17 protein-coding genes are annotated in these 20186 nt (G+C 39.8%); 9 read left to right on the top strand and 8 right to left on the bottom strand.

Annotation, left to right across the window (positions count from 1 at the left end; translation table 11 throughout):
* Positions 1–57: 57 nt before the first annotated feature.
* Together aroB and BUA60_RS08605 are read left to right on the top strand one after the other, a co-directional pair.
* Entirely contained in the window at positions 58–1119 is a 1062-nt protein-coding gene (aroB, locus tag BUA60_RS08610; protein WP_072861338.1) for a 3-dehydroquinate synthase, read from the top strand.
* A gap of 116 nt (positions 1120–1235) precedes the next feature.
* Entirely contained in the window at positions 1236–1562 is a 327-nt protein-coding gene (locus BUA60_RS08605) for a hypothetical protein (RefSeq protein WP_072861337.1), read from the top strand.
* On the opposite strand, the gene BUA60_RS08600 is transcribed toward BUA60_RS08605, so the two are convergent.
* The 3 genes from BUA60_RS08600 to BUA60_RS08590 all read right to left on the bottom strand — a co-directional run bounded on the left by BUA60_RS08600 (position 1559) and on the right by BUA60_RS08590 (position 3898).
* Entirely contained in the window at positions 1559–2080 is a 522-nt protein-coding gene (locus BUA60_RS08600; protein ID WP_072861336.1) for a DinB family protein, read from the bottom strand. The genes BUA60_RS08605 and BUA60_RS08600 overlap by 4 nt on opposite strands.
* 125 nt (positions 2081–2205) lie before the next feature.
* Positions 2206–2685 carry an Lrp/AsnC family transcriptional regulator gene (locus tag BUA60_RS08595; RefSeq protein WP_031444145.1) on the bottom strand — a complete coding sequence of 160 codons (480 nt, stop codon included), beginning with the start codon at positions 2683–2685 and terminating at the stop codon, positions 2206–2208.
* An 85-nt stretch (positions 2686–2770) separates the two neighbouring features.
* Positions 2771–3898 carry a M14 family metallopeptidase gene (locus BUA60_RS08590; RefSeq protein ID WP_072861623.1) on the bottom strand — a complete coding sequence of 376 codons (1128 nt, stop codon included), beginning with the start codon at positions 3896–3898 and terminating at the stop codon, positions 2771–2773.
* A 303-nt stretch (positions 3899–4201) separates the two neighbouring features.
* Between BUA60_RS08590 and BUA60_RS08585 the strand changes: the two genes are divergently transcribed.
* From BUA60_RS08585 to BUA60_RS08575, 3 genes are read left to right on the top strand one after another with little or no spacing between them, the layout of a single operon-like run.
* A complete protein-coding gene (locus BUA60_RS08585) occupies positions 4202–4579 on the top strand; it encodes a helix-turn-helix transcriptional regulator (protein ID WP_317043187.1) in 378 nt (125 codons plus the stop codon).
* 50 nt (positions 4580–4629) lie between these two features.
* Positions 4630–5010, top strand: a complete 381-nt coding sequence (locus BUA60_RS08580; protein ID WP_072861334.1) for a DNA topoisomerase IV — start codon at positions 4630–4632, stop codon at positions 5008–5010.
* Between the two features lie 2 nt (positions 5011–5012).
* Positions 5013–5822, top strand: a complete 810-nt coding sequence (locus BUA60_RS08575; RefSeq protein WP_072861333.1) for a TerC family protein — start codon at positions 5013–5015, stop codon at positions 5820–5822.
* A 344-nt stretch (positions 5823–6166) separates the two neighbouring features.
* Here BUA60_RS08575 and BUA60_RS08570 read toward each other — a convergent pair whose 3' ends face one another.
* The 4 genes from BUA60_RS08570 to ychF all read right to left on the bottom strand — a co-directional run bounded on the left by BUA60_RS08570 (position 6167) and on the right by ychF (position 13256).
* Positions 6167–7123, bottom strand: a complete 957-nt coding sequence (locus tag BUA60_RS08570; protein ID WP_072861332.1) for a sterol desaturase family protein — start codon at positions 7121–7123, stop codon at positions 6167–6169.
* Positions 7124–7257: 134 nt separating this feature from the next.
* Entirely contained in the window at positions 7258–9933 is a 2676-nt protein-coding gene (locus BUA60_RS08565) for a DNA gyrase/topoisomerase IV subunit A (RefSeq protein WP_072861331.1), read from the bottom strand.
* Positions 9934–9978: 45 nt separating this feature from the next.
* Entirely contained in the window at positions 9979–11841 is a 1863-nt protein-coding gene (locus BUA60_RS08560; RefSeq protein WP_072861330.1) for a DNA topoisomerase IV subunit B, read from the bottom strand.
* Positions 11842–12161: 320 nt separating this feature from the next.
* Positions 12162–13256, bottom strand: coding sequence for a redox-regulated ATPase YchF (ychF, locus tag BUA60_RS08555; RefSeq protein ID WP_072861329.1), 1095 nt, complete (start codon positions 13254–13256; stop codon positions 12162–12164).
* A 171-nt stretch (positions 13257–13427) separates the two neighbouring features.
* Between ychF and BUA60_RS08550 the strand changes: the two genes are divergently transcribed.
* Positions 13428–16103, top strand: a complete 2676-nt coding sequence (locus tag BUA60_RS08550; RefSeq protein WP_072861328.1) for a TonB-dependent receptor — start codon at positions 13428–13430, stop codon at positions 16101–16103.
* Positions 16104–16272: 169 nt separating this feature from the next.
* On the opposite strand, the gene BUA60_RS08545 is transcribed toward BUA60_RS08550, so the two are convergent.
* Positions 16273–16623: a 4Fe-4S dicluster domain-containing protein gene (locus BUA60_RS08545; protein ID WP_072861327.1), complete on the bottom strand. Its 351-nt coding sequence runs from the start codon at positions 16621–16623 to the stop codon at positions 16273–16275.
* A gap of 86 nt (positions 16624–16709) precedes the next feature.
* Between BUA60_RS08545 and BUA60_RS08540 the strand changes: the two genes are divergently transcribed.
* The 3 genes from BUA60_RS08540 to BUA60_RS08530 all read left to right on the top strand — a co-directional run bounded on the left by BUA60_RS08540 (position 16710) and on the right by BUA60_RS08530 (position 20153).
* Positions 16710–17771, top strand: coding sequence for an acyl-CoA reductase (locus BUA60_RS08540; protein ID WP_072861326.1), 1062 nt, complete (start codon positions 16710–16712; stop codon positions 17769–17771).
* Positions 17772–17986: 215 nt separating this feature from the next.
* A complete protein-coding gene (gene serC, locus BUA60_RS08535; protein ID WP_072861325.1) occupies positions 17987–19051 on the top strand; it encodes a 3-phosphoserine/phosphohydroxythreonine transaminase in 1065 nt (354 codons plus the stop codon).
* Between the two features lie 151 nt (positions 19052–19202).
* Positions 19203–20153, top strand: a complete 951-nt coding sequence (locus BUA60_RS08530) for a D-2-hydroxyacid dehydrogenase (protein ID WP_072861324.1) — start codon at positions 19203–19205, stop codon at positions 20151–20153.
* Positions 20154–20186: the final 33 nt, after the last annotated feature.

Here is a 20186-nt window from a genome sequence, read left to right as displayed (position 1 = left end):
AGATTTTATATTCTTATCATTTAAAATAATGTTTATTTTGCCGTAAATAAATCAATAATGAATTCTATTACAACACCCTCCTACTCTGTACATTTTAATGAAACGGCCTATGTGGCCCTTAATAATCATTTGGCAAAATCCAATTACTCCAAAATATTTATTCTGGTAGATGAAAACACCCATAATTGCTGTCTGCCTATTTTTATGTCGAAAATTGAAGGCGAATACGATTTTGAGATTATCGAAATAGAAGAAGGGGAAATCAATAAAAACATAGCCACCTGTACACAAGTTTGGGAAGTTTTGTCCGAATTGGATGCAGACCGAAAAAGTGCAATGATAAACCTTGGCGGCGGTGTAGTCACGGATCTTGGAGGCTTTGTGGCTTCCTGTTTTAAACGGGGTATAGAATTTATAAATGTGCCCACTACCCTCTTGTCTATGGTGGATGCCTCCGTTGGGGGAAAAACCGGGGTGGATCTAGGCCCCTTAAAAAATCAGGTTGGGGTTATTAATCAGCCCCAATTAGTGTTGGTGGATACCGACTTTCTAAATACTTTGGACCAAAGACAATTGAATAGTGGTTTTGCCGAAATGCTTAAGCATGGCCTTATTAGCGATGCCGCCTATTGGGAAACCTTAAAAGGCCTTGCTGGTTTTGATAATTTGGATGAATATATCCTTAGATCGGTGGCCATAAAAAATGAAGTGGTACAACAGGACCCCACGGAACAGCATCTAAGAAAGATCCTGAATTACGGACATACCTTGGGACACGCCGTAGAATCCTATTTCTTGGAAAGCAAAGAACACGAGCTACTATTGCATGGCGAAGCCATTGCCGTTGGAATGATACTGGAAGGTTATCTATCACGTAAACTGACAGGGCTAGGCAAGAGTGCTTTGGAGGATATTAAGGCAACTTTTCTTGGGAGGTACAAAAAGGTAGAATTTGAAAGAAAGGATATCGATACCATTCTTACCTTGTTGAAATTTGATAAGAAAAATTCCCATGGTAATATCAATTTTGTTTTGTTGAAAAAAATAGGTGAACCCGCGATTGACATAAAAGTAACCCCAGATTTACTGGAAGAAGCCTTTGCTTACTACGCTGAATAAAGGATACGTATACTATAATTGGCGCTTTTACAACTCTTTATAGGGTTGATTGATAAAATTATATAGTTTAGGTAGTGTAATAACCGCCCTTATTTTTTGGGAATAAACCACCTGCTATGTTACGTAAACTTGTAGATTACAAAAAACTGAGTCATGAAGTGGCTGCACGCCTAATTGAAATGTATCCCTATGGCTATGGCGATGAAGACATCATTATGTTCAAAAACGTCCATGGTGAAATTATTGAAGCCGTGGAAGTAAAAACAGATGATACCATTTATCTTGTAAAAATCAGTAAAAGCCTGGCCAGTTTTATTTCAAATTTTGAGGATAATATGGAAAGGGAATTGGACGATCAGTCGGAATCCGAAACATTCGAATCTCCTTCGGGTGAAATGGAACTGGAATTAAACCATGAAGAAGAGGAATCCAAATTGGATTAGGTTTGTAGGTATTTATAGGTAATAATCTGTTGATGGTGTTTTAAATGACCACAGATTACGAATCCTAAAGTCCCTACGGTCCATTCAATATTACTGGCTATCCCGGTACGGGAAAGTTCTTCATTCTCCAAATTATTGAATAGGGTTATGGATGCCTCCCTAACGGCTTTAAATTCGGCTATAAGGCTATCCTTATCTCTAGTGTTGGCATTGGATTGTTTTACAAACAAGTCCTGATCAAAACCAGGCAAAGGAGTTTTGTCATTTCGTAGGAAACGCAGGGCCCTATACTGAAAAACACGTTCTGCATCAATAATATGTAAAATTACTTCCGCTATGGTCCATTTGCCCATTTCGTAGGTGCCATACAATTTTTTGTCCGGAATATTTTTAATAAACTTTGCAAACTCAGTTTTACCATTGGCCAATAAGACCTTTAATTCGCTTTCGTCCAATACGGATAAATAAGTTCCGTAAAACTGATCGTATGCCTCCTTGGGTAAATCGGATTTTATCATTTGGTAAATATTAAAAGTTTGCTTTGGGCAAAATATGCCTTATTTATTCCAACCTGCTTAAAAACAAAAAAATCCCAAACAAAAACTGCTTGGGACCTTTTACATTTTTTGTCTTTAAAAATCAATTACATTTCGTTGAAGATCGTGTGCATTAGACGTTTTTTGTCGTTGATGCTTTCTTCCAATGAAATCATTGTCTCTGTTCTATCGATACCATCAATATCATCTATCTTAAAAATAATATTTTTGGCATGATTGGTGTCCTTGGCTCGTATTTTACAGAAGATATTAAATTTCCCTGTAGTAATATGGGCAACAGTAACATTTGGAATTTGATTTAATCGCTCCAACACAAACTTGGTCTGATGCGTTTTTTCCAAAAATATACCCACATAGGCAATAAAAGCATATCCAAGTTTAACATAATCCAATGTTAGGGATGATCCTTTGATAATGCCTGCTTCCTCCATTTTCTTTACACGAACATGAACCGTTCCTGCGGAAATCAGAAGCTTTTTTGCTATATCGGTAAATGGTGTTCTGGTATTGTCAATTAACATGTCCAGAATTTGGTGGTCTATTTCGTCTAATTTTACTTTACCCATTAGTGTTTAATTTAAATGCAAAAATAATAAAATATAGAATTAAATGTAATGAATACATCATTTTTTTATGAAAACCGTAACTTTTTTAGATTTTTTGAAAAAATATTCCATTGGCGCGGAGTAAGTCGAGAAGTTCTGGATTGTCCTGAAGCTCTTTTAAGTCCTTAGAATATAGACAATTATATGTTCTGTGGCCAAATTTACCTTGTAAATCCCCTATTTCTTCCAGTTTCCCTTTGAATTCAATCTTCCCATTAATCAAGGTTTCTACAAATTGGATGGCAGCACTACTGCCTAATTCATACTTGGGTTCAAGAATGTGGATATTCTTTATTATTACATCAAAAAATAATTTGTTGTTGTCAGGGATATTGAAATAGGAATCCATATGGTATTGATCAATGGTCCCCTTTGAAATTACCTCAATGGCTTTTAGCATGGCGGTAAAAATATACTTCCTTGTCTCTTCCCTATCATAATCTCCAGGAAAATGGCCCGACTCAAATAATATGGTGGGTATATTCAACATTTGGAAGGTATCGCCAACACAGTTGCTGTTAAATCCATCATCATATCTCCCCACTTGACCAGGAATAAACTTTTGCAGTTCTTGGTTCATGGCTACAATCAATTGCATGCTAATACCCCTGGTTTTGGAAATACTGCGTTCGGGGTCATGGGCAGGTGCCAAAAAAGAAACCGTTGCGGGTTTTGGAGTATTTCCCACATTAAAAATAGTACGTTGGTCGTGAAGGTTAAAACAATAGTTGGGTTTAAAATCCTCGTATATTTTTCTTAAAACGATACTTTCCGGCTGGGTTCTATCCTGGGCATCCCGGTTTAGATCCACTCCGTTGGCGTTGACCCTAGTGTAGGCCATGGCTCCATCCGGATTTAATATGGGAACAATTTTAAGGGTACAGTTTTTTAAAATGCTACTGGCCAGATCTGAACCCGACTTTAAAAAATTTATTAAATCCAAAACAGCTTTTGTTGTGGTGGACTCGTTTCCATGCATTTGGGACCACATCAAAATTTTTAATTTCCCCTTTCCCAGCACTATACTTTTTATAGCCCGTTCTTCAACAGATAATCCCTCGATTTGGATAATAAAATCTTTGGCGACAGTATTTAGAAATGGGTCAATGTCCTTATCTGTAACGTATCTGCCTTTTATCGTTTCTTCCTTTATAGCATTATAATTTAACGGCATGCGCAAGACTATGGTTTTAATTGAACCGTGCAAAGGTAGCATCAAAATAATTTACATTTGTAAATTACATTAGTTACAAATATAAACTAATAAATCATGCTGAAAACTGAAGTTATTAGTTCTAATTTTTGCTATTGACCAAAAAATATGCTTTATCTATATTGTAAATACATATTATTATCAGTCAATTTGATTGGGTTAGTTATCTAAAGCATTAGATTAATATTCATTGCCTTAAAATAGGGTGCACCTTATGAGAATTAGATTGGTTTTAATTACTTTTGTAAATATAAATTTACAATTGTGAACACTACAGAATTTATAAATAGAATAGATCAGATTTTGAAGTTCCATGATCTGTCGGCTTCCGTGTTTGCCGATACCATAGGTGTTCAGAGATCTAGTATCTCCCATCTTTTAGCGGGCAGAAATAAACCCAGTCTGGAGTTTGTTCTGAAGGTTGTTACTTCTTTTCCGGATGTTGATCTGTATTGGCTGTTGTTCGGTGAGGGTTCTTTTCCCAAGAAAGCCAAAGCTGCTCCTATTGAGGAACCCGAGTCCAAAGAGGTTGTAAAGAATGAGGTGTCCCATGCAGACTTCCCACGTTCCGAGGCAATAGATAAAATAGTTATTTTTTATTCCGACGGAAGTTTTAAATCCTATTCGGAAAAAGGAAGTTGAATTATTCGTTTTTTGACTGTTTTCAGCATCAAATTTCTTTATTTTGTGTCATGACTAAAAACATGACTTTTGGGGTGCTGCTTCTCTTGATTGTGGTATGCTCTTGTTATCAGCCTGAGCGCAATTGCGCCGACTTTAAAAATGGAAAATTTTCCTTTACCGCAGAGATCAATGGTGAAAAGCTAACTACGACATTTGTCCGGAAAGACAGTATTGAATTGGATTATTTTCAGGGGAAAGTGGATACCTCTTCCATTAGATGGATAAATGATTGTGAGTATATCGTAAAAAAACTTCATCCCAAGAACATGTCCGAAGAGAAATCAATTCATATGAAGATATTGTCTACAAGCGATAATTCGTATACATTTGAATACAACGTTGTGGGTAGTACCAAAAAATCCAAGGGAACCGCAATTAAAATACAATAACTATGTTTGAAATCTTATCTACTCCCGATGCATGGGTGGCTTTGGTTACCCTTACCTTTTTGGAGATCGTCCTAGGAATAGACAATATTATCTTCATCTCCATAATCGCTAACAAACTGCCCAGAAAACTACAGGCCAAAGCAACGAATCTAGGGCTGCTTTTGGCTATGGTGCAAAGGATTATATTGTTGTTTGCCGTTTCCTTCTTAATTGGGCTTAAAAATCCGTTTTTCTATATAGAAAGCTCGTGGGTTTATATGGGAATTAGCGGTCAGGCTTTGATCTTGTTTTTTGGAGGGCTGTTCCTGTTGTACAAAAGTACCTCCGAAATTCATGAAAAAATAGAAATGCCCGAGCATGATGAGAACCAAGTGAGCGCCAAGGGTATTACCAGTTTGTCCAGCGCCATAGTGCAGATAATTCTGATCGACTTTATTTTTTCAATAGATTCCATCCTTACTGCTGTTGGTATGACCAATGGTATAGGCAACAAACCTGGTGATGCATTATTGCTTATGATCATTGCCGTTGTTATTTCCATCATTATCATGATGGTCTTTGCCAATCCAATAAGACAATTTATAAGCGCCCATCCTTCCATGCAGATTCTGGCTCTTTCCTTTTTAATACTTATCGGATTTATGTTGATCATGGAAGCTGCACATTTAAGTCACGCCAAATTCTTCGGCAATGAAGTGGGGGCAATTCCTAAAGGCTACCTTTATTTTGCTATTGCCTTCTCCTTATTTGTGGAATTTCTCAATATACGGATGCAAAAGAACAAGGAAAAGCCTTCAGAAGTCAAGAAATAAGGGCTTGTTTTAGGTGGGTTCTTTTTTTTTGCCATACCTGTTTTCTTTGCAGCTTGGTTTAAGAACAATTATTTAGGGCCTGGCTTTGGCTGAATAAAATGAATTATTGTTGATAAAGGGCTTATTGTTGTGGTGGACGTATGTATTGACTTGTGGTAATTCTATAGGCGTTGCAAGAAGGCCATAATGTTGTCCAGAAGTTATTGTTCCTCTGCAAGGTATCGCACCGATAGTTCTCTAGCTCGGGTTTTTTGGGTCATGGGCTTTAAGGTTTGTTCTTTAAATCAATTGTGAAATCATTGACCTAAAGAACGAACGAAGTTTGTTTGAAATGATGGAATGTGCTAATTGGGTCGACTAAAGGCTACTTCTGGATTTGAGCTCTTTTGTTTCTTAAATAGTCGCTGTTGTTGTTTCACGGTAAGCGTGCTCCCGTCCGGACTCCATCCTGGGGGGCCAAAAATATACATCAGGGCATGCGATAATTTCTTCGATTTCTTTACATCATTGTAAATATCCTTAAACTCGTGTGTTAGGATAACTACGGGATTGTGGGAGTTGGGTGCGTGAATAACCCCATACTTGACATCAATATCGTCATCAAGCTCCTTCCAAGTTCCGAACATTTTATCAAAAATATTTAAGAAACCACCGTGGTTTTTATCCAGATATTCCACATTTTGGGCGTGATGCACTTGGTGCATGGTGTGGGTGTTGAATATTTTTTCAATGAATCCCATCTTTGGGATGTATACAGAGTGTAGTTGAAATTGCCATAAAGCTTCGATTCCTAAGCATACAACGACCATTTCTGGTGGAAAGCCAATGGCGGGGAGCCACATGTAAAAGAGGGGCTTGTATAAAATGGTGAACCACCCGTTACGAACGGCTGTCCCTAAATTAAAGTTGTCAGAGGAATGGTGTACTATGTGGGCGGCCCATAAAATACGCACCTCATGATTGGCCCTGTGGAACCAGTAGTACGTAAAATCGTCCGCTAGCTGGCAAAGAAGCCAAACGTACCAAGCGTATCCGAAAGATTCATATCCAAGAATATTGGTCCTGACCCCATCGGTAATGGGGTTGAATAGATCATAGGTAAATTCAAATATTACAATGGCGGATATCACCTTGATCAAAGGTGCAATTATGGCCGATCCAACACCCATAAATCCGCTTGCGGCCAAATCTTTCCAATCATATAAATGATCGTCGCCATGTGTCTTGCTATAAGTAAGTTCCAATAAAATGAAAGCTATAAAACAAGGAACTCCGTATACCAGGGGGTTGGTAAAATCCATAAAAAAATCAATTTGTGCAAATATAGGCTAATATTAGGGTATTTCCTTTAGGAATTATCCCAATTAACCATTAATTAATATAATTAAAAGGGGTGCCAGCTTTTTTATTATAAAGCAGATACCCTTGTAAAGTCCTAGAAAAGAGCTGTCTGTCCGTCGTCATCCTCTTTATTCGGTTTTTTTCCTTTCTTGGATTCCTCTGTACTTGTGCCGCTATTTGAGGAATCAGATTTTTGATCAGCCTCTATGTTTTCTTCGTCTACAACCTCAATCTCACTGGTTTCGTTTTCTTGGGGTTCTTCAAAGGGAAGTGGTTCTAGGGCGTTTATATTTTTCACCTTGTCCGAAGTTAGTTGATTGCCTAAAGCTTTTATTCCTTTAATCGATATAAAATCTTCTAAATCAATAACTTGATTAGGTTTTGCGTCTTTACCTCTTGGTTTTGAAAATTCAATTTCCACTACTGGTCGCCAATCTGTAGAAACGAGTTCCAGGAACGATTTTGGGTGTTCTGAAATAAACAATTCCTCCTTGTTTTCGTTCTCTATCATAAAGCGTTTTACGTAGTAGCGGTCTTTTTCCCCTTCATAGTAAATGGCGGACAATGGTTTGTTGGGGTTCCATTTTTCCAAAACAACCATGTCTTCATCGAAATGGGTGGATAGGTTGGGGATAAAAGTTTTTGCCACCCCTTTTTGGGTGACGACCAATAGCATTTCATCCCCCTTGAATTCCCCAAGCAGTTCTCCGCGGCCATCAACATTGAGTCGTCTGACTATTTCGTCGAACCATATTTTTCTCGGCTTTAGGGTGGAAACTCCTTTTTCTTTTAACTCTATTCGCTTTACGGAATATTTGGTGACGATATTTCCTTTGGAGGCTCTTCCTTTTATTAGTACATCGGCGAAATCTATGTCCCACTTCAGTTTTTTAATGCTGCCTACTTGTCTTAAGTGGACGGTGATTACTTCGGCCTCCCCATTGGGGTTGGCGGAAAAATAAAGGACTTCGGATTGGGGTTTGCCGTTGGTAAGGTCGTACGGCTTGTCCCGGGTAACCCCTGTTACGTTAAATCGCTTAATATAGCTGGCACCACCCTTCCCGTCTTTATAGATCATGTTGTAGATGGTCCGTTTGTCTTTTTTCTTGAATACGGCCACGTGAATAATATTCTTGCCTATAAAGATTTTGGAATCCACCTTGGCAATCATCATTTTCCCTTCTTTGGTGAAAACGATAATATCATCAATATCACTACAATCGGTTACGTATTCATCACGTTTTAAGGATGTTCCAACAAATCCCTCTTCGCGGTTTACGTATAATTTTGTGTTTCTTATAACTACTTTGGTAGCTTCAATGTCATCAAAAATTCGGATTTCCGATTTTCTTTCCCGGCCCTTTCCGTATTTTTCCTTTAGGGATTTGAAATAGCTGATGGCAAAGTCGATCAGGTTAGCCAAATGATGTTTTACTTCGGCAATCTTTTCTTCAAGACTATCTAGATATTGTTGGGCCTTGTCCAAATCGAACTTGGAGATCCTTTTGATCCTAATTTCGGTCAAACGAACAATATCATCTTCGGTGACTTTTCTTTTTAAATGGGTTGTGTGTGGAGCAAGGCCTTTGTCTATGGCAGCTATGACTCCCTCCCAGGTCTCTTCTTCCTCAATGTCCCGATAAATCCTATTTTCAATAAAGATACGCTCAAGGGAAGCAAAATGCCATTGTTCCTCAAGTTCTCCCAATTGTATTTCCAATTCGGCCTTTAATAGTTCTACGGTGTAATCCGTAGAGCGCTGCAACATTTCGGTCACTCCAATAAAGAGTGGTTTGTTGTCTTCGATGATACAGCCCAATGGGGATATGGAAGATTCGCAGGAGGTAAATGCATAAAGGGCATCTATGGTTTTGTCTGGTGACAATCCTGATGGTAGGTGCACCAATATTTCTACTTCTGCAGCGGTATTGTCCTCAATTTTTTTAATTTTTATCTTCCCTTTTTCGTTGGCTTTTAGGATGGAATCTATTAAAGAAGAGGTGTTGGTACCATATGGTATTTCCCTGATTACCAACGTGTTCTTGTCTAATTGCTGTATCTTCGCTCTAACCCTGATCTTGCCTCCTCTTAATCCGTCATTGTAATTGCTGACGTCAATGATACCGGAGGTAGGGAAGTCTGGGTAAATGGTAAATTTTTGTCCTTTAAGATGTTTTATGGAAGCATCTATAAGCTCAATAAAATTGTGTGGAAGCACCTTTGTGGAGAGTCCCACCGCGATGCCTTCTGCGCCCTGCGCCAGTAAAAGCGGGAATTTAACAGGGAGATTTACCGGTTCTTTTTTTCTTCCGTCGTAAGAGAGCTGCCATTCAGTGATTTTGGGGCTAAATACGACTTCAAGGGCAAACTTGGTTAAACGGGCCTCAATATAACGGGATGCGGCGGCACTATCGCCGGTCAATATGTTTCCCCAGTTACCTTGGGTGTCTATCAAAAGGTCTTTTTGGCCAATTTGCACCATGGCATCCGCTATACTAGCATCACCGTGAGGGTGGTACTGCATGGTATGTCCCACAACATTGGCTACTTTGTTGTATCGGCCGTCATCCAATTCCTTTAAGGCGTGCATTATCCTTCGCTGAACGGGTTTGAATCCGTCCTCTATTGCGGGTACTGCACGCTCCAAAATAACATAGGAAGCGTAATCTAAAAACCAGTCTTTGTACATCCCCGTAACCTTGGTAAGGGTATCCTGGGTATCTTCTTGATTTTCTTTAGGTACTTCGTTCAGTTCTTCATTCTCTTCCATAAAGAAAGATTCGTATTAGTTTGGCCCGCCTGCCGGCAGGCAGGTTTATAATTGGTTTTCCTCTACTAGGTCTACCTCTACTTTAAGGTTGTTTATTATAAATTCCTGACGGTCAGGGGTGTTTTTGCCCATGTAAAACTCCAAAAGGTTTTCTATGGACATTGCTTTGTCCAGCATTACCGGTTCCAATCTAATGTCTTCGCCAATAAAATGTTGAAACTCATCCGGTGAGATTTCGCCCAATCCCTTAAATCGGGTTATTTCGGGTTTCCCCGTTAACTTTTCAATGGCCTGTAATTTCTCCTCATGGCTGTAACAGTAATAGGTGTCCTTTTTGTTACGAACCCTGAACAGTGGTGTCTGAAGTATATATAGGTGATTTTCCTTTATGAGTTCCGGGAAAAATTGTAGAAAGAAAGTTATCAATAATAGTCGAATGTGCATACCATCCACATCGGCATCCGTAGCAATTACTATTTTATTGTACCTTAAATCCTCCATGGATTCCTCTATGTTCAAGGCAGCCTGTAAAAGGTTGAACTCCTCGTTTTCGTACACAATTTTTTTGGACATGCCATAGGAGTTCAAAGGCTTACCCCTTAAGCTGAATACGGCTTGGGTGTTTACGTCCCTTGATTTTGTTATGGAACCCGAAGCTGAATCCCCCTCCGTGATAAATAAGGTGCTTTCCAGGCAACGATCGTTTTTGGAATCTGCCAAGTGTACCCTGCAGTCCCTTAATTTCTTATTGTGCAGGCTGGCTTTCTTGGCTCTGTCCTTGGCCAATTTTCTAATCCCGGAGAGTTCCTTTCGCTCCCGCTCTGCCTGCATAATTTTGCGCTGGAGCTTTTCTGCAGTATCCGGGTTTTTATGCAAGTAATTGTTGAGCTGGGTCCCAACAAAATCGTTGATATAGGTTCGCACCGTTGGTAGGTCGCCTCCCATGTCCGTAGAGCCCAATTTGGTCTTGGTCTGACTCTCAAAAACCGGTTCCATTACCTTAATGGCTATAGCGGAAATAATTGATTTTCTAACATCGGATGGATCATAATTTTTGCCGTAGAACTCCCTTACGGTTTTTACTATGGCTTCCCTGAATGCTGTTTGATGTGTTCCGCCCTGGGTGGTGTTTTGTCCATTGACAAAAGAATGGTATTCTTCGCTATATTGCGTTTTGCTGTGTGTTAATGCAATTTCTATATCGTTACCCTTTAGGTGTATAATTGGGTAAGTCATGTCCTCAATATTGTTATTGTCCTCCAAAAGGTCCTTTAATCCGTTTTCGGAATGGAATTTCTCCCCATTGTATATTATGGTGAGACCGGGATTGAGGTATACATAATTTTTGAGCATGCGTTCCACATACTCGTTCCTGTACTTGTATTTTTTAAAGATAATTTCGTCCGGAGTAAAGGATACCTTGGTTCCTTTTCTCTTTGAGGTGTCTTCCGGGCCTACTTCCGCTACAAGGTTTCCTTGTTGAAATTCTGCGGTTTTCAGCATATTATCCCTAGAGGACTCCACTTTGAAAAAGCTCGATAGAGCGTTTACGGCCTTGGTACCAACCCCGTTAAGGCCAACAGATTTTTTAAAGGCCCTTGAGTCGTACTTACCACCGGTGTTCATTTTGGATACAACGTCCACAACCTTTCCCAAAGGTATACCCCGGCCATAATCCCTCACATTGACCATATTATCCTTTATAACGATGTCTATGGTCTTACCTGCCCCCATTACAAACTCATCTATACAGTTGTCTATAACCTCTTTTAGGAGGATGTAGATACCGTCATCGGCAGAGGATCCATCGCCCAATTTGCCAATGTACATTCCTGGACGCATCCGGATATGTTCTTTCCAATCTAATGAGCGAATGTTGTCTTCTGTGTATTGGGCGTTATCTGACATGGTCTAGGGCTTTATCCAAAGTGTTGCTAATATAGCAAGTGTTATAAAAAGATGAAACCCCTAAGCGTTAAAGTAATTAACAAAGGAAACCAACGATTTGTTGATAGTAAGGGGTTGTTTGTATACTAAATTCTTAACTATAAGAAGAATAGCAATGGCAAAAGTATAAAAATTTATTGATTCTTTGGGGCAGCACCAAAGCATATCAATAATTGCCCTGCTTAAAGGAGTCTAATGGATATAGGGCTAAAAAATGCCCTGCTACCTTAAAGAGGACTTTTTAAGGTTCCGTATATTTTGGCTTAAAACTGTATTGTTTCTTATACGTTAAACCTAAAATGCATTACATCCCCATCCTTAACAATGTATTCCTTTCCTTCTACCCGCATTTTTCCTGCTTCCTTGACCTTGGCTTCACTACCATAGGAAACAAAATCGTTGTAAGCAATAACTTCTGCCCGAATAAACCCCTTTTCAAAATCGGTATGTATTACCCCTGCAGCTTGTGGTGCCGTAGCGCCCACAGGAATGGTCCAAGCTCTAACTTCTTTCACCCCAGCGGTAAAATAGGTCTCCAGATCCAATAGTTTATAAGCTCCCCTTATCAATTTGGCAGAACCAGGTTCGGTAAGGCCCAAATCTTCCAAGAACATTTGTCGTTCCTCGTAACTCTCCAATTCCGTAATATCGGCTTCGGTCCCTACGGCCAAAAAGATTACCTCAGCATTTTCATTGGCAACAGCTGCCTTAACTTGCTCCACGTATGCATTGCCTGTGGTAGCTGCGTCTTCATCCACATTGCAGACATACATTACCGGCTTATCCGTAATGAATTGTAAAGGCCTAACAAATTCCGCACGATCTTCCTTGTTAATATCCAAGGCACGTACAGAGGTGCCTGTTTCAAGGCCCTGTTTTATCTTCAATAAAACAGCCTCTTCTTTTTGGGCTTCCTTGTTTCCAGTCTTGGCCGCACGCTTTACTTTTTCAAGTTTTTTGTCCACGGTCTCCAAATCCTTTAATTGAAGTTCTATATCGATGGTCTCTTTGTCCCTGACCGGATTTACGGAACCATCCACGTGCACAATGTTCTCGTTATCAAAACAGCGCAGTACATGCAAAATAGCATCTGTCTCGCGAATATTACCTAAAAATTGGTTGCCAAGGCCTTCGCCCTTGCTGGCTCCCTTTACCAATCCCGCGATATCTACGATCTCTACAGTGGCAGGTAAAACTCTTTCAGGGTTTACCAGTTCCTCCAATTTTTGTAATCGTGTATCCGGTACATTGACCACTCCAATATTGGGTTCAATGGTACAAAAAGGAAAATTGGCACTTTGGGCCTTAGCGTTGGACAAACAATTAAAAAGAGTGGACTTTCCTACATTTGGCAATCCTACAATACCTGCTTTCATGGTCGAGATCTATATTAAACGGGAAACATAATTTTAAGTCTATTTCCCAGCCTTTTTTTAAAACAGCTGCAAAGATACTATTTATGTGCATTTAAGAACATACAATGACAATCTTAATTATGTAAAAATAAAATACCTAAATTAGAAGTTGAAACACTTAAAACCATTAATATGAAAAAAATCTTCCTTTTTACGGCATTTATGCTGGGCAATTTTATCTTGGCATTTGCCCAAAATTCGGTATCCGGTAACATAACGGATGACAGTGGCGAACCCTTGGTTGGGGTAAACATTGTGGAAAAAGGTACTACCAACGGCACAACCACCGATTTCGATGGAAATTATCAAATTTCGGTCATGGAAAATGCTACCCTTGTCTTTAGTTATATTGGATATGATACCAAGGAGGAGATGGTCTCCGGAAAATCAGTTGTTAATGTTACCTTATCCGGTGGAATGATGCTGGACGAGGTGCAGTTAGTGGGTTCCAGAAGCCCTAAACGTACTTCTACCGATACTGCGGTACCGGTAGATGTTATTGATATTGCGGAGGTTTCCACCCAAACTGGCCGGGTAGAAGTAAATGAGCTATTACAATATGCGGCCCCTTCTTTCAACGCCAATAAACAATCAGGCTCAGATGGTGCCGACCATATAGATCCCGCTACCCTGAGAGGACTGGGTCCCGATCAGACCTTGGTACTTATCAATGGAAAACGAAGGCATCAATCCTCTTTGATCAATATCTTCGGAACTAGGGGGCGCGGCAATACAGGTACCGATCTGAACGCTATTCCATCATCGGCCATTAAGCGAATAGAAATATTGCGCGATGGAGCCGCTGCCCAATACGGTTCGGATGCCATTGCTGGGGTCATCAATATTGTTTTAAAAGATCAGACCAATAAGGTTTCGGGCTTTGTGAATTATGGTGCATATAGCACCAATGCGCAAGGCGATTTTCCTGCGGGTACACCCAATACCGATGGTAACCGCTTGGATACGGAAAGGGATGGAAATGCCATTGGAAGTGACAAGAGTTTTGACGGGGGTTCTCTAAAAGCGGGAGTTAATTTTGGTGCCGCTATAGGCAATGATGGTGGTTTTGTAAATGTTACAACAGAATATATCAGCAAGAACAAGACCTTAAGACCTGGGTTCGATTTTAGGAGGGGTTTCGGGGAGGCAGCCATTGACGGTTTTAATTTAATGTTGAATGCCTCGGTTCCCTTATCCGATGATTCGGAATTATATGCGTTTGGAGGGAGGAACTATAGGGATACGGATGCCTATGCCTTTACAAGAAATGGAGGAAATAGGGTAATTCCTTCCATCTATCCCAATGGGTTTACCCCTAGGATTACGTCCAATATCATTGATAATTCCTTTTCGGCAGGTTTTAGAACGGAATTGGAAAATGGCTGGAAACTGGATATTAGCAATACTTATGGCAAGAATAATTTTCATTATTACATAAAAGGAACCCTTAACGCTTCTTTGGAAGATGTATCCCCCACCGATTTTGATGCAGGAGGGCACAGCCTTACACAAAATACCGTGAATTTGGATTTTTCCAAGTATTATGAAGATGTTCTGGAAGGTATGAACTTGGCTTTTGGTGCCGAATATAGAACGGAAAATTTTATCATTTTTGCTGGCGAGGAGGGATCTTGGGGTACTTATGACGTTAATGGTCTTTTAATTACGGATCCGGCCAACCAAACCCAGCCCATCGATCCGGATTCGGGTGATCCCCGTCCGGGAGGCTCCCAAGGTTTTCCTGGATACAGTCCCAAGAACGAAGTGGATAGAAGTAGGAGCAACTTTTCCCTATATGCGGATGGGGAGTTTGATCTCTCTGAGACCTTTCTATTGAGTGCCGCAGCGCGATTCGAAAATTTTAGCGATTTCGGAAGCACCCTAAACGGAAAATTGGCGGCAAGGTTAAAGGCATCGGACAATGTTAACATAAGAGGTTCTGTAAGTACGGGCTTTAGAGCTCCTTCCTTGGCCCAAAAATATTATAATCTACAGTTTACCAATTTTGTTGGTGGGGCGGCCTTGGAATCCTTGTTGTCTCCCAATAACAGTCCTGTAACAGCTTCCTTTGGGATAGATCAGTTAACGGAGGAAAAGGCCCTTAATGCTGGCCTTGGATTTACGGCAACTTTTGGTGATTTTACAGCAACTGTTGACGGTTATTATATTAAGGTGGACGATCGTATAGTGCTCACTGGTAATTTTGATGCACCCCAAATTCCCAATGTAGAGGCGGCACAATTCTTTGTAAATGGTGTGGATACCAAGACCACAGGTTTGGATATAGTTCTGGCTTGGAAGAGGAGTTTTGACGACAATAGGTTATCTGCCACTTTTACAGGCAATATTAATGATATGAAAATAGACAAGGTTAATAATGGCAGTCTGGATGCGGAAACCTTTTTTGGGGAAAGGGATAAGGGGTTTCTCTTGGCTTCGGCCCCAAAAAGCAAATTCACTCTAAATATGAATTACAATAGGGACAAGTTTGATGCAGGCCTGGCCTTTACCCATTTCAGTAAGGTGGAGTTGTTGGATTACCAAATGTATGAGCCTACCTCCGATTATGACAGTTTTGAGGACCAGATCAATCAGGCAACGGATACCTACGGCGCCAGACTGGTAACCGATCTGGTCTTTGGATATCAATTGTGTGAAGGTCTTAAATTAAATGTAGGTGTCAATAACCTATTTAATGTTTACCCAGACCAACAGGACGACTGGGTAGAAGGAGGAGGTTATTGGGACTCCGTGCAAATGGGCTTTGGTGGAGCCTATTACTACGCCAAAATAGGGTTTACATTTTAAAGGATTTAAATTCAAATTGAAAAAGGCTGCATAATAGCAGCCTTTTTTTATATTTAAACATGGACAAGTACCCTATCTGTAACTAGGGAAGCCATAAAATAGTTGGAAAAATTAAAGCACCTCCAATGATACTAAAATTTGGAAATGCCCATATGTCCTAAAATAGGATCTATTCAGGATGCATAAAACGTTGTTTGCCCAAAAGCTCTTCTTCTGTCTCAACGTGGCTGTCATCAGGTACACAGCAATCTACTGGACACACGGCGGCACACTGTGGCTCGTCATGGAATCCTTTACATTCCGTACACTTATCTGGAACAATAAAATATATCTCGTCGCTTACCGGCTCCTGGGATTCGTCCGCATTAACGGCCTTCCCGTTGGGCAGCACAACATCACCTTTTAAAAGGGTTCCGTCGCTATAGCGCCAATCATCCGCACCTTCATAAATTGCAGTATTTGGGCATTCAGGTTCGCAAGCTCCACAATTTATGCACTCATCTGTTATTATAATTGCCATATTTTATATTTCTTTTATGCTGATTTAATTTCAGTATCAATACTTTTGTACAAAGGTAAAGCCTAATAAAATCTTTTACAAATATAATGACTGACCTTAGACATAGACTTAATGCTTTTGTTAAACTTGGTAGTTTTTTTAAAGAATACTGCAAATATGCTAAAAACAAAACTCAAATAGATGATATTCAGTATGCATGGTTTGTAAAATTCGATGAAATACTTATACTGGCCGGACATAGAAATGGCTGGTTTACTCCAGAAAATATTTTATTTAGTTTAGAAAGTTGGGCAGATTTACTTACCCCTTCACAACTTGAAAATTGGTTATCCTCCTATGATTTGAATAAAAACAAGCCTAAGACCGTAGCCCTGATCATGGCGGGAAATATCCCTTTGGTAGGTTTCCATGACTTCCTAAGTGCTCTGATAACAGGAAACAAAGTCTTGGTGAAACTATCCTCCAACGATAAAATTTTATTGCCTTTTATTGCTCAATATTTAATTGAATTGGTGCCTTCTTTAAAAGATCAAATTTCTTTTTCAGAAGGTAAACTGGAAAATTTTGATGCCGTTATTGCCACGGGAAGCGACAATACGTCTCGCTATTTTGAACATTATTTTGGAAAAAAACCTAATATCATTAGGAGAAATAGGAATTCGGTGGCCATCCTTAGCGGGAATGAAACCAATGATGAGTTGGCCGCACTGGGCGAGGATATTTTTAGGTATTACGGATTGGGCTGCAGAAGTGTTTCCAAATTATTTGTTCCGGTAAATTATAATTTTGATGCACTGTTTAAGGCCCTTTACCCTTATAATACCATTATTGAACAACATAAGTACGCCAACAATTATGACTATAACAAGGCCGTGTACCTAATGAGTTTATATAAAATTTTGGAAAATGGTTTCCTTATGCTGAAGGAGGATAAAAATTATGCTTCGCCCATTGCGACCGTTTTTTACGAGTTCTATGAATCCCCGGAGGAATTAAAAATTAGGCTGACCAATGAAAAGGATAGGATTCAATGTTTCGTGGCCAAAGGATTTATAGAAGATGAGGTGGCATTTGGACAAACCCAAAAACCATCTTTAACGGATTATGCGGATAATATTGATACTGTTGATTTTTTGTTGAAAACATAATACAATAATTTAGCTAGCCACTACCCTATTTCCTAAAATATTTATGACCTTTATCCTTTGAAAAAAGTGTAACCAAAATTAAAAATAACCCAATAACCGGTGTAGTACGAACAATGGATGAAAATAATTAAGTTCCTTGCTACTTGGAAATTGCAATATTTTTTTAACCTCTCGGAGATGCAATGCAATCTTTGAATAACCCTAATTAGTGATAAATGAAGAAACATAATTTTAGTGCCGGACCTTGTATCCTGCCACAGGAAGTAATCATAAAAGCTTCTGAGGCCGTGTTGGATTTTAATGGATTGGGACTTTCCCTAATCGAAATTTCACATAGAAGTAAGGATTTTGTCGCTGTAATGGATAAAGCCAGATCCTTGGCCCTGGAGCTGTTGGATTTGGAAGGCAAAGGCTATCAAGCTTTGTTCCTACAAGGCGGTGCTAGCATGGAGTTTTTAATGGTAGCCTATAATTTATTGGAAAAGAAGGCCGGATATCTTAATACTGGTACCTGGGCCGATAAAGCGCTAAAGGAAGCTAAGCTTTTTGGAGAGGTCATTGAAGTGGGTTCATCCAAAGATGAGAATTTTAGCTATATCCCCAAGGGTTATTCTATTCCAAGCGACTTGGACTACCTGCATCTTACTTCCAATAATACCATTTTTGGAACACAGATAAAGAAATTTCCAAAAACGGAAGCTACTTTGGTATGTGATATGAGTTCCGATATATTTTCCAGACAATTGGATTTTTCACAATTCGACCTAATTTATGCAGGTGCCCAAAAAAATATGGGTCCCGCCGGGACCACTCTAGTAGTGGTGAAAGAGGAAATCCTAGGCAGGGTAAGCCGAAAAATACCGTCTATGTTGGATTATAAGGTGCATATAGAGAAGGAAAGTATGTTCAATACCCCTGCTGTATTTCCAGTTTATGTATCCATGCTTACGCTGGAGTGGCTCCAAAAGTTGGGAGGAATCGCTGCTATTGAAGAGGTAAATGAAAAGAAAGCCCAGCTATTGTATTCGGAGATAGATTTGAATCCGTTGTTCAACGGCTATGCCCATAAAGAAGACCGTTCCAATATGAACGCAACCTTTACCTTGGCAGAGGAAAAGCTGAAGGATGTATTTGAAGGAATGTGCAAGGAGGCTGGAATAAGCGGGATAAACGGACATCGTTCCGTTGGAGGATATAGGGCTTCCATGTACAATGCCCTTCCTTTGGAGAGTGTGGGAACCTTGGTAGATGTTATGAGCGAATTGGAGCGAAAAGCCTAAAAGTTCAGTTGTGGGGCTTGGGCCTGTTGTTGTGGAACGGCATTTTGCCTACACCAATAACAATGCAATACAACAAAATATTCCTTAAATAAACTGGATGGATCAGTTATGTTCCAATTCTAACTTTAAAGTATAATAATTAATATTTAGCATGAAAATTTTAGCAAACGACGGAATATCAAAAAGTGGCAAACAGACCCTGGAAAATGCCGGTTTTGAGGTTTTGGCGGTGAATGTGGCACAAGAACAGCTTATATCTTACATTAATCAAAATAAGGTTTCAGTGCTGCTGGTCAGAAGCTCCACTAAAGTTTTTAAAGATGTTATAGATGGTTGCCCTGCCTTGAAAATTATTGGCCGGGGTGGCGTGGGAATGGACAATATAGATGTGGAATATGCCAAATCCAAAGGCATACATGTCATCAATACCCCGGAAGCCTCATCTTCCTCTGTGGCCGAATTGGTTTTTGCCCATTTGTTCAGTGGAGTAAGATTCTTGCACGATGCCAACAGAAATATGCCATTGGAAGGAGATAGTAATTTTAAGAAACTTAAAAATGCCTATGCCAAGGGAATTGAACTGCGAGGTAAGACTTTGGGAATTATAGGGTTTGGAAGAATTGGAGTGGCAACTGCCAGAATAGCTTTGGGGATTGGTATGAAGGTTATTTTTACCGACCCTTTTTTGGATGAGGCCACTGTGACCGTTCCCTTTTTTGATAACCGATCAATTTCTTTTGATCTTAGAAGCACGCCCCTGGAAAACTTATTGAAAACGGCTGATTTTATTAGCCTCCACGTTCCTGCCCAAAAATCCTATATTATAGGTCAAAGGGAATTTGGTTTAATGAAAGACGGTGTTGGCATTGTAAACGCTGCCCGTGGGGGTATTTTGGATGAGGTGGCCCTGGTTGATGCTTTGGAAAGTGGGAAAGTGGCCTTTGCAGGTTTGGATGTCTATGAATCCGAACCCATTCCGGAACTAAGGATTTTAATGCATCCGGATATTTCCCTTAGTCCACATATTGGTGCGGCAACCGAAGAGGCCCAGGATAGGATAGGAATGGAACTGGCCACACAGATCATTGATCTTTATAAATAATGTGGTCGCGGAAAAAAATCGATCTGTTCAAAC

The organism is Arenibacter palladensis, assembly GCF_900129275.1.
GTDB classification, from domain to species: Bacteria; Bacteroidota; Bacteroidia; order Flavobacteriales; family Flavobacteriaceae; genus Arenibacter; species Arenibacter palladensis.
Note: the sequence above shows the minus strand (reverse complement) of the source record. Positions and strands in the feature narration are given on the sequence as shown.

Bases quoted from the DNA above. Each gene is read 5' to 3' on its own strand.
- aroB (WP_072861338.1), top strand. From the start codon at position 58: ATGAATTCTATTACAACACCCTCCTACTCTGTACATTTTAATGAAACG.
- BUA60_RS08605 (WP_072861337.1), top strand. From the start codon at position 1,236: ATGTTACGTAAACTTGTAGATTACAAAAAACTGAGTCATGAAGTGGCT.
- BUA60_RS08600 (WP_072861336.1), bottom strand. From the start codon at position 2,080: ATGATAAAATCCGATTTACCCAAGGAGGCATACGATCAGTTTTACGGA.
- BUA60_RS08595 (WP_031444145.1), bottom strand. From the start codon at position 2,685: ATGGGTAAAGTAAAATTAGACGAAATAGACCACCAAATTCTGGACATG.
- BUA60_RS08590 (WP_072861623.1), bottom strand. From the start codon at position 3,898: ATGCCGTTAAATTATAATGCTATAAAGGAAGAAACGATAAAAGGCAGA.
- BUA60_RS08580 (WP_072861334.1), top strand. From the start codon at position 4,630: ATGACTAAAAACATGACTTTTGGGGTGCTGCTTCTCTTGATTGTGGTA.
- BUA60_RS08575 (WP_072861333.1), top strand. From the start codon at position 5,013: ATGTTTGAAATCTTATCTACTCCCGATGCATGGGTGGCTTTGGTTACC.
- BUA60_RS08570 (WP_072861332.1), bottom strand. From the start codon at position 7,123: ATGGATTTTACCAACCCCCTGGTATACGGAGTTCCTTGTTTTATAGCT.
- BUA60_RS08565 (WP_072861331.1), bottom strand. From the start codon at position 9,933: ATGGAAGAGAATGAAGAACTGAACGAAGTACCTAAAGAAAATCAAGAA.
- BUA60_RS08560 (WP_072861330.1), bottom strand. From the start codon at position 11,841: ATGTCAGATAACGCCCAATACACAGAAGACAACATTCGCTCATTAGAT.
- ychF (WP_072861329.1), bottom strand. From the start codon at position 13,256: ATGAAAGCAGGTATTGTAGGATTGCCAAATGTAGGAAAGTCCACTCTT.
- BUA60_RS08550 (WP_072861328.1), top strand. From the start codon at position 13,428: ATGAAAAAAATCTTCCTTTTTACGGCATTTATGCTGGGCAATTTTATC.
- BUA60_RS08545 (WP_072861327.1), bottom strand. From the start codon at position 16,623: ATGGCAATTATAATAACAGATGAGTGCATAAATTGTGGAGCTTGCGAA.
- BUA60_RS08540 (WP_072861326.1), top strand. From the start codon at position 16,710: ATGACTGACCTTAGACATAGACTTAATGCTTTTGTTAAACTTGGTAGT.
- serC (WP_072861325.1), top strand. From the start codon at position 17,987: ATGAAGAAACATAATTTTAGTGCCGGACCTTGTATCCTGCCACAGGAA.
- BUA60_RS08530 (WP_072861324.1), top strand. From the start codon at position 19,203: ATGAAAATTTTAGCAAACGACGGAATATCAAAAAGTGGCAAACAGACC.